This window comes from Rhizobium sp. NLR16a (assembly GCF_017948245.1).
In the GTDB taxonomy this organism is placed as follows: Bacteria; Pseudomonadota; Alphaproteobacteria; order Rhizobiales; family Rhizobiaceae; genus Rhizobium.
Map to the genome: position 1 here is coordinate 12,915 of NZ_CP072872.1, position 14,050 is coordinate 26,964.

Genomic DNA, 14,050 nt, shown 5'->3' on the forward strand with positions numbered 1-14,050 from the left:
ACGGAGCGAGCCGAAGGCGAGGGGAGGAAGGACGGGGAGACCGTTTTTTCCCTTGTGAGGGAGAGAGGGCGGCGCCCTCTTTCCCTCCTTCAGGAAGACAGAGTCGGCCGCCGGGCCGCCATTTCAGATATGGAAAGGGCCGCCCTGCCTCATAGATCAGGACGGCCCCCGCGGTGCATGACAAGAAGGGCTAGCGACTTGTCATGCACCAACCCGTGATTGGTGTTTTCTGGCAGGCAATATGCTGATTTTGAGGGGGTCTGTAAACGGGATTTAGAGGCAAATTGATGCAGTCAAGGAGGCGACTGCGTAGCGACTCTTGCGCAACCGATCGTTACCCGCACGGGCGAAGACCGCTTTTCAGCGGGCTTCGTGCCGCAGGCATAGAGCGGGCTCGCGTCAGCGATGCGCCAAATTGATTCCGTCTGTGGCGTTTTAGGGGCTCCCCAAATACAACCGTTTGGGTTAGAGAAATCCATACCTCTAGTTATAATCGGCAGGACGAATGGCAGGGCCGTCTCTCGAGCAGTGGATTTTGGATCTCGGTTTACAGCAAATAGACGATCCTCTGATTGGCAAATCGATCTATCGCAAACCTTTCGACGGTCAGCCGAACGCAACGCCTGAGAAGATCAATCCTGTCGATGTTCACGTCGGCCGTCGCCTTCGCGCGCGGCGACTCGAAATGAAAATCTCACAGGAGAAGTTAGCCGACGCGATCGGTGTGACGTATCAGCAGGTGCAGAAATACGAAAAGGGCATCAATCACGTGGGAGCAAGCCGCCTTCAACTGATCGCAGTTGCCCTGCAAGCCCCGGTTTCCCACTTTTTCGATGAGATGCCCGACGACGCCGGCGAGATCAGCGCCGATCCGAAAGTCCTCCTCCACGCGGAAATCATAAAGTTCGCCACCAGCGATGAAGGGATTGAGCTCATTCGGACGTTCACTCGCATTGAGGATGCCACCGTTCGGAAACGGGCTCTTGGGGTCTTGAAGGCCCTCGGCGAAGGAATGGGATGAATAGATCATCCCCTGCCTTTGCGACGAGCGCGCCGACTCCAAGCTTGCATGATTCTACAATTGCCGGCCGCTGCAAGGGGTGATTTTATCGCCGCATGGATACGAAACTCTCAGACTTGAAACTTAAACCTTGGCTCCTCACTGAGCTCAACCAGCTCGGATACGAGGTCGTTGACGACATGCAACACCTGTCTACAGTCGAGATTCTGCGGATACCTGGCATGGGCGGACTGGCCTGGCGGAAGATCGCAAAGGCAATGGGGCGGGACCCATTTCCTGACCTGAAAAAGCGCCGATAAACGTTGTGTGAGCCTGGCGCCCAAATTTTCGCGCGACCGAGCGACATTTTCGAACGCGAGCTGACGGCTCACGGTACCTGTCGAAGCCTATCCGTCACGTCCATGACACCGGCAACTTCCCAGACGCCATCCCTTGCCAGGAATTTGTGGCTGTTGGTGTGAGCTATGTAGACGGCCTTTTCCTTGACCGTGGCGGCCGGAATCAGCGCTGCCCTGACGATCTGGTAGTCATCGTCGAATAGAACGACGGCGAGGACGTCGAAACCATCCAGGTCGCGGATCGCGGAGAGCTGCCGGGATTTGTTGCGCTGATGGATACGGCGGCCTTTCACCTGATATCTGATTCCAGCGCCGTCGAGCGCGTCATACCCCTTGACTGAATTCGCGGCCTGCTGCCAGCCGAAAGCGGCGCAGAAGAGGTATTCGGCCAGGTCCCCGGTCGGGTTGTTGGCGCTTCTGAGGACATTTCGGCCGCGCAGCTCTTCCATGATAGCCGCATGCATCGTCAACAGCTGGGCCGTGGTCTTTCCCTCGAATTCCATTTGCTCCCTTTCCGTCGCCTTGACACCCTGCCCGGATGCGAACAAATGTGGAACGATGAAACACCGTCGCGGTATTGAGATCGGTCGGCCGAGAAGGGACGCGATCACCTATATCGGGCCTGTGCAGGACCCGCTAGGGATGGCTATCGACGATCTGCCTCAGTGGAATGTCCTGGGTGGCAATTGCCCAGCTTGCGAGCGGGAAGGGTGGATTGACCGCCACGAGCTTCGTCGGAAATGGGGCAACGCCATTCTTCATTCCCTGCAACCCCGTTTGAGGTGTCTTGGATGCGGCAATAAGCAGGGAAACCGGTGGATACTGGGGCATCTACCACGATAGCGCTGGTTTTAGGCGGCAAAATCACCGGGCGTATGCTACAACCAGAGATAAATCCATTGGGTCTACATCATGAGCAGTGAAGAAGAAATATTTCACAACTCCCGCCCAGATAAGACGTATGCCAGTCCGGCTTTCAAGGATTATGCTGGGCGTAAACTGCGAATTGCGAACAAGGTGATAGACGGCGAGCCAGGATACGAGTTTGCAAAGGTAAAGGACGAACTTGTTCTGCGGCAGACCGAGGGTGGTCGATTTCAAATTAAGGCTAGTTTCCTAGAGGATGATCGGTCGTTCAGATCGGTTACGATCCAGAAGTTTACGTCGAAGGGCAATGCAAAGGAATATTTCGCCTTTGGCCCGCACGAGATGACTGCTCTCCTCAAGTTTATGGCGAACATAAAGCGCATCCATTTTCCGGATGATGGTCGTCTCAACATATCCGACCGCGACCTTGAGAACCTATTGCTCAAGCCGGATCAGATGCGCAGGATCGCAGCCGACAATCAGCAGCTTTTAGCGGCCATTGCCCGGAACGAGATCACAACCGAGGACGTTGTCGCTCTCTCTTATAGGAAGAAGCAGCTCGCGCTTTTTCGGCGGCTGCTTGGAGATGATGCCTATTTCGATCAATGCGTGGCTCAACACGGTAAAGGACCTGAAACACTCTGGCAGCATTTCTTGGAGAGAAACCCTTGGATTCTCGGATACTCTCTGAGCCTGATCAATTTCGGCCCGCTGGACAATCGCAAGCTGGAACAGACCGTTCGCGGGCACGACCTGGAGGGGCCCGGGAAGCGGGTCGACGCCCTGCTTCGATCTCGGGCGATCCTCAACACTGCCGCATTCGTTGAGCTGAAGCATCATAGGACAGAGCTGGTATCGCCCGACCAATATCGGTCAGGAATTTGGACACCCTCGAAAGAGCTTTGCGGGGCGGTCGCACAGGTGCAAGGAACAGTCGCTGCGGCACTAGAGCGTTGGAGTTCCACTGTCCATGTGACCGATAGAGATGGGGAACCGACGGGGGAGACAATTTTCACGACCGAGCCTCGTTCCTTCGTTGTTTGCGGGCGGCTTGCCGAATTCGAGAACGAGCACGGCGTCAATGAACGAAAGTTCGGATGCTTTGAACGGTTCAGGCGAAATTTGCTCCGACCGGAAGTGGTCACGTTCGATGAGCTGTACGAGCGAGCGCGGCTAATCGTTTCCGCCAGCGATCAGAATCATTCCAACCAGCCATAAAGCCCAGCCGAGGATTCGAAGTTATCCGCCTTATCGGGTGGGATATGTGAAAGCGTTTTTCTTGCCACACGAATGACAGACAAGGCGATTCTTCAGGCTTTCCAGGGAGTGACCTATGCCGCGAAGTTGCTCCAATGCCGCTTGATCGAGCTGTCTTCGGGTGGAGCATCCACGGCAATAAACACCCATATTAAACCCAGAGTCGACCCAGGCTCCCAGCGATGACGTGGCTTCGTCCGCCCGCTTATAATGATCGTTCAGCGCCAGCAGCTCTCGATAGGCTTCCTCGCTCACCTTGCTGGAGGCAAGAGGATAATTGCAACGCTTCAACTTGAACTTGACTTCCTCTGGCGTGCCCGGGCGTCCCATTTTGTATGCGGTGGTCGTGCTCCTGGCATGACGCTCGATAAAATCGAAGTCATCCCCTTGAACTGACTCGTAGTGAATGCCGACCCGCCAAGGTGACTCAGCCCCGAAATTTCCACTTGGTCCGCGTTTGTAAACTGTAATATCGATCTCAAAGGGGTAACCATCGGTATCGACCGACTTAGTAATAAAGAATTGCTGAACATACAGATCAGGAAATCCTTCATAAACAAAACCACTGTAGCGATAGCAACGCTGGATGATTTCCTCGATTTCTCTGAGGGTCAAATCCCCCCAAATACGCTCTTCCTCGTTCATCGCCCCAAACTTTCAATACACATTTCGGCTTGCGTTTTCGTTAGGTAGACAAGCTGCTTGTAGACCAAATCGGAAAACCAGTAGTCCCCATTCAGGTGTCGAGGAAATCCCAGTCTGCCCCCAACACCCATCGGATCGCGCTTAGCTTCCCGTTGATCATGCCCCATTCGAAGTCATCCCATGGGCCAAGATTTTCCACGCCGACCTCATCTTCGGTCCGCTTTGCTGCTGCCAGTGCTGACGCCCAGGTGTCGCGAGCAATAAGGCTCTGGGCGGGTCGCTTTGATAGATCGATCTCGTCCACCACCTTGGTTTCGCCGATGCTGATGCGATGGCGCAAGTTGTGGTGGCGATTGTACCAGACCTGGCGATATAGCAGGTTCTCCGCCTCCAGCAGCTCAGACAACGTCCGAGGCTCTTCCAGGAATTCGTCTCCCAACGTGAACTCATCGAGCAAATCGCTGGCGATGTCGCGGATTACATCTGCGATCTGTGTTGCATAAGCCGACTTTGGCTCAGTGAAGTGCGTCTCCAGATCGGGATGCGGAAACTTCTTGTTCCCAATTGCAGTCGAGAAATCAGTTGTGTTGGAAGTCACGAGCACGAACCGTTTTTCCGGGTCGCCCTCCGCCGTCATCGCCTCAAGGTAAGTTTCTAGAATGATGGCGTCGGCGATGGAATTTTTTGATTGATGACACGGCGCCGTACGTGCAAGCGACCGATCAGCAGCGCGGAGCTTAACACCGTCCGTCGTCGCAATAACTGGCGCTCCAACCATGAGCTTGAAAATGCGTTGGATGACGCTTTCACTCGTATCCGTCGACAGCGCCAGTTTGTGATTTATCGCGTCGACCGCTTCATAAGCCTTGTCACGGTCTGGGCCGGAATTGATTTGCGATAACGCTTCTCGAAAACGCTTGGCGGTGGAAAGGAGGCTAGCCTTCCGCGCGTCCTTTACCCTTCCCAAGTTCTTTTCGAACTCGAACATGACCTGCTCGGGCACGATGAGGGATACTTCCTCGCGAGAGACTAGCTCTTCGACAGCAGTTAGAACTGGATCGAGACGCTGGTCCTTGAGGATATCCAGCCAGACGCTCGTGTCGATTAAAACGCGATAGATCATTTCACCCTCAAACTGCAGTCGGCCGCGAGTGTGACATTGCCACCTACATTTTTGGCAAACAATGATCCGACTTATTCATCCACGCAGAAGATTTCGGCACGCCGGATGGCGCACCCTGCCGCCAATGGACCAAGAGCCGCTCGGACGTTGGTGAGGTCTTGAGGCTGGTTCCCATGACATCAGTTGGCGAGCCCGCAATTTCTATCCCTCTAACTGGAAAACGTCTGCATTATCCTGGTGCTCGCGCAACCCTTTATAGGACGGATGCCGCAGCTTGCTGTCGGTTGTCCAACCCCGAAATTCGACTTCGGCAATAAGCGTCGGCTCAATCCACACGACCTTGCGCTCGCCTGAATATGGCACCGGCGGCTGCCTTCGCTTCCACGGCAGCTTGTCCATGGACGTGCGCAACGCGAGCGACGCCCGCTCTTTGAATCCAGTTCCTACGCTGCCCACGTAGCGCAGATCATCGCCTCGATAGGCCGCAAGTTGAAGAGAGCGGAAGCCGCCGAAAGCGCCGACGGAAGGCTCATACCCGACGATGAAGAATGCTTCGCTTTGGACGCATTTGCATTTGATCCAGTCGTCCGTTCTGCCGGATCGATAAACGCTGTCGCGTTTCTTCCCTACGATCCCTTCCAAGCCCAACCTGCAAGCGTGGTCCAGCAGCTCGACAGGATCAGCGTCGATCTCCTCAGAAAGCCGGATCGCGCTTTCCTTCCCCTGCAGCAGATCTTCGAGCAGATGGCGGCGAGAGCCGTATTCCAGCCCTCGCAGATCGTGGCCGTCGAAATAGATCAGGTCGAAGGCCATCATGGTTGCGGGCGATACGAGGTTGCCGCTCCGTCGGCCGACCGCACCCAGGCTGGATTGCAACAAGTTGAAATCCGAGCGGCCTTGTTCATCGAATAGGCAGGCCTCGCCGTCCAAAATCATTGACGCAGGTCCCAGTTCTCGAGCCGCGTCAACAATTGTGGGAAATCGATGCGACCAGTCGTATCCGCCTCTGGTTAGAACACGGATCTGACCGGCCTCGACGTGGACGTGAATTCGATATCCGTCCCATTTGATTTCCCAGTTATAGCCTGTTGCCGGTGGGCGTTGCTTCAGCAAAGCCAGGGCGGGTTCCACGCGATCCGGCATGGGATCGAAGGGCAGGGCGGGTTGCGCCGGGTTCCGTTTCCAGACACGGCGACTTTGAAGCTGGCCGCTCTCATCGGTGAGGAGCGGTTTCGAGCGAGGCGGACGCGTGCCTTTTGCCATGCTCTCTATTTCAACAGCATTTGCTTAAAAGTATCCATATGAAAGTCCGGTTAGCCGCGGCCTAAACGGACGCGGACGCCCAGATCATGTTCGTCGGCAATTATCAGGACTCGATAGAAACCGCTTCAGGCTCAAACCGGCCAACAGAATGTAGGGCGGCATGGCGAGCGAATAGTGCCCACAGTTTAATTCCAAAATATTTGGCCGAGCGCCGATGTCCTCCAGCTTCTGCATGAAACTCGCCGATAGCTCTGGCAACACCACCTTGTCTCTCTTGGCCAAGACAACGTGCAGAGCGAGATCCGACCGCGCCAGACGCTGTGCGCAATTCCCCAAATTGAGCGGCCCCCAAGCCCTTCGGAGATCGGTCAGATCAATCTCAGGCGCAAGACTGTCGCGTATTGCTCGTGTCGCGCGACCCGTCCAAACCATGTCGGCCAGGCTTCCCGCCGTCAGAAACAACGAGGCTTTTGACACGGCCGCGTCATGCGCTGCGATCAATCCAGCGACCCACGAACCCAAGCTCATACCGAGGACCGAAATGTCTCGATAGCCTTCGAGCTTCAACCAACGAATGAGCTTTCGGCCGTCCAATACTGCCTGCCTTACGGATTGGATCGTTCGACCAAGGTTGGCGCTAAGCATATAATCGGCATGCACGGAGCCTGGCCGGGCGCGCTCGAAGTGATAGGGCATAGCAATCTCGACGACCGTGATGCCGCGCTTCGAGAAAAAGCTGGCGATCTGGCGATTTCGGGAGCTGGCATTCCAGTGGTGAAAAATCACCAATGCGCGATCGAAGGACCCGCTATCTGCTATTTTTGCCCAGACGATGTTGTTCTCTTCAACGTCCGTGGAAATGTCCGATGGAAATTTAAGCCATTCGCCTTGTTTTTCGAAACCCTGATCGCCGCCCTCCGGACAGTCGAAAAAGGCTGAGCCAGCCACGGCGTGGCCCGCAAGGACACAAAACTCCTCGAGACTTGTTATCTGCTCCGCACCTGGAAAGGCGCGTTCCGCGTCAAGGACGAGGGCCGTTCTTTCCTTTCCTTCTTCGCCGCGCCGCGCCCGCCGCTCGTCCCAACGATCAAGCCAACTATGATACACTCTGATTTCCTACCTCACTCGTTCGCCATGCCCAAACACTGGGTCAAAGAGGCCATATACCGCGAGGAGCACTCCGATACCTAAAAGGATCGAAAAGCCAGCGAATGCGCCGATCAAGAGATAGGCAACAACGAGCAAGCCTACGACCGCCGACATCTTCCACAAAAGCATACGATATCGACGTCCGACACTTAAACGGATGGAAGCAACGAGGAAGACGACGCAAGTTGAAATAGCAACAAGAAGGCTGCTGTAGTGTGTCGGCATTCTATAACTGAACCCGTTGCTAACATCTTTATGCACATACAAGGCTGATGACATATCGCCGACCAACCAATCCACGATGTTCTCTCCATTCGATGTCAGGTAAGAGCTTTGGGCCTTCATGCACATGGCGACTAGAATACCCAGCACAGTGCACCGAAAAATTTCGCGCATCACCCTGAGACCAAGTTGATCGAGCTCGTGTCGATGTTCCACCTCCGGCCAGGCCTTCGATGCTTCCCCAATTTTCCAGAGATCATGGACCATCGTGTGAAGCAAAATGAGGCCTGCGAAGAACAGATAAAAGCATAGGCACATGTATAGATATGCGAGAGCCGTGAACACGATCGACATTGGCACCGATATAACTTCAGGGCGCACAATAGCCAACGTGCCCCAACTCGTCGCGTAGTCATCACCACCGTTCATCAATGGGATCAAGCACACGCCGATCCACTGAAAAAGGCCGGCAAACAATACACAAATCAAGAAAACCGCCCAAAATGTATACGAAGAAGCTTCGACGTTTCGCGCCCAATCATTTTCGCTTTCCATCATGCCGCCCTGGGCCATAAGCTCTAAGCGCGCCTCGTATCTCCAGAAGACCAACAGCTCTATTACGATCGCAAAAAACAGTGGCAAAAGCACCATGAAGAGGAATGTCCAATTCGGTGCCCAAAGAAACCCAACCTGCTTCACGACGCCATCCGCCCGGACGTACGTGGCGCTGTGAATGCCCGTGATGTATGACAAGAAGCCAAGAGCGGTGGCGCCCGCAAATACCGACGCCGGTAAATTTAAGGGAGATCCGCGAGAAAAAAGCGCTTCCGATCTCAGCGCCAAGCCGAAACGCCGGTCCGGCCGCTTGATATCGGTCTCCCGTGCCAACTCAGCTCCCGAGCCAGTCACATCATCGACAGTCGCAGTCAATGGCCCTTCCGGAACACCGGGCGCAACGCTGCTTCTAGCATTCTTAGATTCTCGTCTCCTTGCCGCGAACCGGGATTGCGCATCGCTAAGCTCCATCTGCCATTCACTGGTGGCGACTGGATCATCGCACCCAAAAATCCTTGCCAGCCAACGAATATTGGCTGTGCTGATGCCCTTCTCGTTCTCTTGAAACCAAAGCTGAACCGTTCGCAGATCCACGCCAGCCCGGTTCGAATCAATCTGTGAAATCGCCTCTGCAAGAAGCTCCGGCGTCCACGGCCCTGCAGGAAAACCATCGCTACCCAATGGTCGACCTGCTCCAGCCGCAGCCAATCGCTTGAATAATTCTTTGAAATCACTTCCGTCGTTTGGCGGGGGGATAAAAAATTTTCCATTTTTTAACAAAGGCTTACCAGATTCGGTTTCGTTTGGTTTCGTTTGATTTCTTACCCTATCGTGCCTCCGGCCTCAATCAATGCGTTTAATGCAACGAAAAAGCGCCTCTAAATTGGCGCGGACAACAGGTGGATATTGGGATGTCAATTTCAAATTCGCTTCGATCCCGTCGTAGCGAAATCTTGTCTTCCGGACTTCGCACGGCTTTGAGTGCGTTGGCTTCCGACGGTATCTCTTGTGTAGAAGTCGAGGGGCCTTCGGATCGGGCGCCACACGAAGTAGAGAGTAAGGCGGAAACTGCGGTTTCCCTGGATGAATTGATGGAACGGCATATCGCCGCGCATCTGGCGGCCGCAGATGCCATTCGTTTCTGGGATCAACGGAGGATAGTTGGTGGGGCTGCGAGTGTCGCCAAAGCCAAAGGACTGCTGGATGTTGCGCGACACGAACAAGCTGGCCGGCTGGCGATCGTCGATTACTTGCCGCGGACCAATCGGGAATCAAGGCAAAAGCTGACCTACATGGCGGCTTACCTGATCGCGACTCGGGGTACTTTGGCGCCGCATGAGATGAATTCCGTCTTGGAGGGCCCTCGCGATTGGCCCGTATCGGTCTCCTGAGTCCCTTCGTATTCCGACTGCACAATGATGTGCTCGACCATAGTGCTGTCGGCTTTAACGGCGCTGGCGCAGCGAGCGTTTTGGGCCGCGGCAGCGGCGATGGAAACCGACGCTACCACGGCCTTAGTGCCAAGCTTCATTGAGCTTCAACACACCCTTCATTGTGCCAAGCCACCTGTTCATCTTCTGCCGGGTGGATGTCCATCGGCGAGGCGCTGCAGGCGGGGCAGTGCCAAAGGTTTTTGGAGATCTGTGTCCCGGTAATTATCTGATCGCAATGGAAGCAAAACCACCGATCGGAACATGACTCGAATAACGGATGCTGCACTTTCCCATTGGCGTCAGGCACCGTTGATCGGCGAGGCCAGTCCGATGCAATCCGGGCGCGCACCTGCTCAGCGCGGATCTGGGCTACCCTGAGGGCCTTTTCTACAAAGCCCTCGTTTAGGATTGGGTTCGACTTAATCCTCCTATCGGTAACACTGGTTTCGGGTTTCGCTGACGGCGCCTCGGGAACAACTACCCGCCATCCGCGGCCTCGCATGAACACATCGTCACAGTCGACGCTGAGACTAAATTTGTGGCCATCGAGTTCGCCCAGTATCTCGTCAGCCGAGAAGGGGTCCTCTGGATCTCTCGCGATCGACGCAACTATCGTAGTACCTGGTACGGAATAAAGTGCGTCCAAACCCGCGGTGAAAGATTTTTGGGCTCTTAGAGGGTTCGCGGCGTCGACGATCGCCCTTATCGCGTCGATCTGCTCCAAACTCGGTCGCCACCCCTTCTTGTGAGCTGACGTTAGAGCGTTCCAGTGTGGATAGCCCATTTGCTGGGCAGTCTCGTCGAGAGCAACGAATTGCTTAATACGTCGCGCGCGTGCGAGTTTCTTCGAAAGGGCCCTTATGAAGTTGAGGGATTCTGCCGTATCCATGATCCATTCCTGAAAGACACGGATTCGACCATGTGCCCACTGCTAGTCAAATCCGCCCAATTGGGAACGGTTCAAAGTTGACCAGAATCGACGCACTGTCATTGCTTCGCATGGGTGGGCACACCGGCCTGTGCGCTAAGGCCACTGCTACTGTGAGCAAAAGCGAATGCCCCGTCAAGTCTCCTTGATGCGTCTCAAGTAGACGTAAACGTTTGAGTGCTATTGCATCATCGGCAGATTTGCAAAAACAGAGGACGTTATATATTTGCGGCATCAACTTACCGGCAACTGTGACCTTTAATCACGTCGCGTGTGAGCTGTCGCGGCGAGGTTGGCATGAAGCGCCCTACACAACGCGGGAAACCGCGCTCCAGCCCGCGACGCCGGCGCCTTAGATCTCAAGGGGTTCACGATCTCGACGGGACCGTTCAAGGTTTCGGTCTGTGTTGATGAATCGCTGCTGCGTCGTTAAGCGGGACTTCCCCGGTTCAATTGAGCCAAGAGCATCGGTCATATAGCATGGCTGACGAGCATCGTTTTGGGGGAGGTGAATATTGGTTAGTTTTGATTTTTCACTCGATGAGGACTGGTCGACAAACATCGGCCAGCTGAGGGCGCATCTAGAGACAGTTGACGCCGAGTGCGCCAAAATCCTCTTCGAGAACCTCGCCATCTTGGAAGCCGGCGACAACAACGCGCGGCGGGATTTCAATCAGAAGGTCCTTGAAGCCTTGGAGGTCGCCGCGGAGGCGGAGATAGACTCTCAGGGGGGCGAGTGATGCCCCGCTACTACCTGACCAAGCTCGGCGTCGAAGGGTTTCGAGGCATCAAGAATGAGGGAGATCCACTCACCCTTCGCTTCAGGGCAGACGCGGTCAATTCCATATATGCCCAGAACGGTATCGGCAAGACCTCGCTGTTCGAGGCCATCAGCTACGCCATCTTCGACAAGTTACCCAAACTCGACGGGCTCCAGCGGAGCGAACGGCCGGAAACATATTATGTGAACCGCTTCCATACGGGCGGAGTCGGCTCCATCTCTTTGGAGTTCACACCTGACGACGGCACCACACCAGTCGAAATCCTCGTCCGGCGCACCGCCGTAGGTCAGCGTACCGTGACGAGCCCGACAGGACATGGCGATCCCGAAGCTTTTCTCGCCACGTTGGCCGAAGATTTCACGGTCGTGGATTACGCTAAATTCACCCGCTTTATCGATGATTCGCCCCTCGATCGAGGGCGTACCTTCTCCTCCTTGATCGGACTGGCCCGCTTCGCGCACCTCCGCCAACGGTTTGATCAAGCGAGCAACACACGGGCTTTCAACACCGATTTCCAGATGGCCGCGTTGAAGGCGAAGCTTGAAGCCGCAGAAAAGCTCGTGCGGGACCATCGGGCTGCGGCGTTGTCGTCTTATGAAGCCGTGACGGGAACGGCAATCCAGGACCTGTCGGCGGAAGTACAACGGGTCGCCGAAGTCACGGCTGCACTTGCTGACATTCCAACGCTCGCGCCTGTCTTCGCCGGAAAAGACATCCTCACGGTGGACATGGACGCCGCCCGCGCCGCCATCGTCGCGGCGGAGGGTGGCCCCGCGAAGGCCGAGTATCAGAAGGTGCTGCGCAATATCGAGGCGCTTTCCCAAAGCGCCCCCACGCCGGAAGCGGCGGCCGACATCGGGACGCTTCTCGACCTAGCACGCCGCCATGACGCGGCGGTCGCCTTCGCCGGCAGCAAGAGCCGGCAGGATCTTTTCGAGGCCGCCAAGGGCGTGGTCGAGGAAGCGGACTATAGCGATCCTCAACAATGCCCGGTCTGCGACACGCATATCGAAGAGCCCATTGCCACGCGGATGGAGCGGCTGCTTGAGCGCTACCGTGAGGCGGACCAACTCGGCGAAGACCTCAAGCAGGCCATGACCGCAAGCACCTGGCTTGATTGGCTCAACAAGCTGGAAAGCTGTACCGCCCTGACCGTCCCAGACGACAAGAAACACCGGGCGAGCGTCCGACAGTTGGCGAGCGAAAGCCGCCTGACCGAGGGTCGCCTGCGGGAAGCCGTTGATAACGCGCAGCAGCTTGAAGAAGAGCGAAAGTCTATCCTAGAGGCGGCGCAAAAGCGGGAACAGGAGCTTCAGGCGGAATTGCCGCCGTCACTGGTCGCACTAACCCAGCAACTCGAGGCCGGAAGCCGATTCCGTGAAGCCATCCTTGGACATCGTACGGCGGCAAAGGAAGCAGGCGCCTGCCGGTCGCACAAGAAATGGCGAGAGCGGTGGCAAACCTTCATCGGCGCCGCCGCCAAGACCGTGGGCGAGGCGGAAAGTCGGCTGGCGACCCAGCGCATCAACGCGATCGAGGCGAGCTATCAAGACCTGTTTCGGGGTCTGGTGAGGGGCGGCGTGGATATGCGGCCCAAACTGGAGCGGTCGGCAGACAGCGAAGACGTGGATCTGAAGTTGGAGAACTTCTACGGCGAGACTGGTATCTCGGCACGGGCCGTCCTTTCCGAGAGCTACCGGAACGCCATAGCCGGCTCAATCTTCTTTGCAGCGGCCGTCAAGCAGAGCGGTCCCGCCCGCTTCATGGTGCTCGACGACATCACCTCCAGCTTTGACGGCGGCCACCAGTTCGCCTTGATGGAGGCCTTGCGCACCAAGTTGCAGGCTTCCGCGGCAGCCGACGGCCTTCAATTCATCGTGCTCAGCCACGACACGCTGCTGGAGAAGTATTTCGACAAGACGGCGAGCGAGCAGGTGGGTTGGCACCACCAGCGCCTGCAAGGCGCCGCGCCGACGGGGAACGTGTACGCCAGCCAACTCGATGCGAACCGGCTAAAGATTCTCGCGACGACACATCTTCAGGCCGGTCAGGTGGACATCGGCCAGCCGTTCGTGCGGCAGTACCTGGAATTCAAGCTGTCGCAGATCATCTCCAAGCTGAAGATTCCCGTGCCGCCCGACTATGCCATCCGGAGCGACAACAAGACCGTCGGAAACGCCCTTGATGCCATTACATCGGCCATCGACCTTTTCGATGGCGCCGGCAAGCTCGTACTGAGTGCGCAGCAGAAGACGGATTTCCGCAATCAGCATGTGCCGGCGATCATCTCGAACTATGTCAGCCACTACGAGACCGGTGGCGGAACGCCAATCAACGCGCATGTGCTATTGGGCGTGCTGCAATCCGTCGACGATGTCGCCGAGTGCTTCCGCTACGATGATACCTCCAAGACTCCTCCAGAAAGGAGGTGGTATAGGAACCTCGGGCAGCGCTAGTTTGGTTGCCG

General features: G+C 56.1%; 13 protein-coding genes and 1 pseudogene. 6 read left to right on the forward strand and 8 right to left on the reverse strand.

The window, feature by feature from the left end:
- The first annotated feature begins 505 nt into the window (after positions 1-505).
- Entirely contained in the window at positions 506-1,021 is a 516-nt protein-coding gene (locus J7U39_RS31360) for a helix-turn-helix transcriptional regulator (RefSeq protein ID WP_210633838.1), read from the forward strand.
- 95 nt (positions 1,022-1,116) lie between these two features.
- On the forward strand, positions 1,117-1,320 hold the full coding sequence (locus J7U39_RS32140; protein WP_097596233.1) for a hypothetical protein: 204 nt from the start codon (positions 1,117-1,119) through the stop codon (positions 1,318-1,320).
- Between the two features lie 68 nt (positions 1,321-1,388).
- Here J7U39_RS32140 and J7U39_RS31365 read toward each other — a convergent pair whose 3' ends face one another.
- The gene (locus J7U39_RS31365; RefSeq protein ID WP_210633839.1) at positions 1,389-1,862 is read right to left on the reverse strand and encodes a hypothetical protein; all 474 of its coding nucleotides are present in this window, start codon (positions 1,860-1,862) and stop codon (positions 1,389-1,391) included.
- A 133-nt stretch (positions 1,863-1,995) separates the two neighbouring features.
- On the reverse strand, positions 1,996-2,121 hold the full coding sequence (locus tag J7U39_RS32225) for a hypothetical protein (RefSeq protein ID WP_259665404.1): 126 nt from the start codon (positions 2,119-2,121) through the stop codon (positions 1,996-1,998).
- A gap of 150 nt (positions 2,122-2,271) precedes the next feature.
- On the opposite strand from J7U39_RS32225, the gene J7U39_RS31370 reads away from it, so the two are divergent.
- Positions 2,272-3,444 (forward strand): Shedu immune nuclease family protein, encoded by a 1,173-nt coding sequence (locus J7U39_RS31370; RefSeq protein ID WP_210633840.1) that lies wholly within the window; start codon positions 2,272-2,274, stop codon positions 3,442-3,444.
- Between the two features lie 30 nt (positions 3,445-3,474).
- Here J7U39_RS31370 and J7U39_RS31375 read toward each other — a convergent pair whose 3' ends face one another.
- The 5 genes and pseudogenes from J7U39_RS31375 to J7U39_RS31395 form a co-directional block, all read right to left on the reverse strand.
- The gene (locus J7U39_RS31375) at positions 3,475-4,128 is read right to left on the reverse strand and encodes a hypothetical protein (protein WP_210633841.1); all 654 of its coding nucleotides are present in this window, start codon (positions 4,126-4,128) and stop codon (positions 3,475-3,477) included.
- 91 nt (positions 4,129-4,219) lie between these two features.
- Positions 4,220-5,251, reverse strand: coding sequence for a PIN domain-containing protein (locus tag J7U39_RS31380; protein ID WP_097596229.1), 1,032 nt, complete (start codon positions 5,249-5,251; stop codon positions 4,220-4,222).
- 201 nt (positions 5,252-5,452) lie between these two features.
- On the reverse strand, positions 5,453-6,514 hold the full coding sequence (gene ligD / locus J7U39_RS31385) for a non-homologous end-joining DNA ligase (RefSeq protein WP_210633842.1): 1,062 nt from the start codon (positions 6,512-6,514) through the stop codon (positions 5,453-5,455).
- Between the two features lie 84 nt (positions 6,515-6,598).
- Positions 6,599-7,621 (reverse strand): dienelactone hydrolase-related enzyme, encoded by a 1,023-nt coding sequence (locus J7U39_RS31390; RefSeq protein WP_210633843.1) that lies wholly within the window; start codon positions 7,619-7,621, stop codon positions 6,599-6,601.
- A pseudogene (locus J7U39_RS31395) lies at positions 7,611-9,220 on the reverse strand (hypothetical protein). Before J7U39_RS31395 ends, J7U39_RS31390 begins: the two are co-directional and overlap by 11 nt.
- Positions 9,221-9,351: 131 nt before the next feature.
- On the opposite strand from J7U39_RS31395, the gene J7U39_RS32315 reads away from it, so the two are divergent.
- Complete coding sequence (locus J7U39_RS32315) at positions 9,352-9,831, forward strand: hypothetical protein (RefSeq protein WP_311043535.1); 480 nt, start codon at positions 9,352-9,354, stop codon at positions 9,829-9,831.
- 136 nt (positions 9,832-9,967) lie between these two features.
- Here the strand turns inward: J7U39_RS32315 and J7U39_RS31405 are convergent, their stop codons facing one another.
- A complete protein-coding gene (locus J7U39_RS31405) occupies positions 9,968-10,762 on the reverse strand; it encodes a hypothetical protein (protein ID WP_210633845.1) in 795 nt (264 codons plus the stop codon).
- Positions 10,763-11,316: 554 nt separating this feature from the next.
- Here J7U39_RS31405 and J7U39_RS31410 point away from each other — a divergent pair.
- Complete coding sequence (locus tag J7U39_RS31410; RefSeq protein ID WP_210633846.1) at positions 11,317-11,541, forward strand: hypothetical protein; 225 nt, start codon at positions 11,317-11,319, stop codon at positions 11,539-11,541.
- Entirely contained in the window at positions 11,541-14,039 is a 2,499-nt protein-coding gene (locus J7U39_RS31415; RefSeq protein ID WP_210633847.1) for an AAA family ATPase, read from the forward strand. Before J7U39_RS31410 ends, J7U39_RS31415 begins: the two co-directional genes overlap by 1 nt.
- Positions 14,040-14,050 lie beyond the last annotated feature (11 nt).

What these genes read in the sequence shown, in the direction of transcription:
- J7U39_RS31375 (WP_210633841.1), bottom strand. Translation starts at nt 4,128, where the DNA reads ATGAACGAGGAAGAGCGTATTTGGGGGGATTTGACCCTCAGAGAAATC.
- J7U39_RS31415 (WP_210633847.1), top strand. Translation starts at nt 11,541, where the DNA reads ATGCCCCGCTACTACCTGACCAAGCTCGGCGTCGAAGGGTTTCGAGGC.
- ligD (WP_210633842.1), bottom strand. Translation starts at nt 6,514, where the DNA reads ATGGCAAAAGGCACGCGTCCGCCTCGCTCGAAACCGCTCCTCACCGAT.
- J7U39_RS31365 (WP_210633839.1), bottom strand. Translation starts at nt 1,862, where the DNA reads ATGGAATTCGAGGGAAAGACCACGGCCCAGCTGTTGACGATGCATGCG.
- J7U39_RS32315 (WP_311043535.1), top strand. Translation starts at nt 9,352, where the DNA reads ATGTCAATTTCAAATTCGCTTCGATCCCGTCGTAGCGAAATCTTGTCT.
- J7U39_RS31370 (WP_210633840.1), top strand. Translation starts at nt 2,272, where the DNA reads ATGAGCAGTGAAGAAGAAATATTTCACAACTCCCGCCCAGATAAGACG.
- J7U39_RS31405 (WP_210633845.1), bottom strand. Translation starts at nt 10,762, where the DNA reads ATGGATACGGCAGAATCCCTCAACTTCATAAGGGCCCTTTCGAAGAAA.
- J7U39_RS31360 (WP_210633838.1), top strand. Translation starts at nt 506, where the DNA reads ATGGCAGGGCCGTCTCTCGAGCAGTGGATTTTGGATCTCGGTTTACAG.
- J7U39_RS32225 (WP_259665404.1), bottom strand. Translation starts at nt 2,121, where the DNA reads ATGAAGAATGGCGTTGCCCCATTTCCGACGAAGCTCGTGGCGGTCAAT.
- J7U39_RS32140 (WP_097596233.1), top strand. Translation starts at nt 1,117, where the DNA reads ATGGATACGAAACTCTCAGACTTGAAACTTAAACCTTGGCTCCTCACT.
- J7U39_RS31380 (WP_097596229.1), bottom strand. Translation starts at nt 5,251, where the DNA reads ATGATCTATCGCGTTTTAATCGACACGAGCGTCTGGCTGGATATCCTC.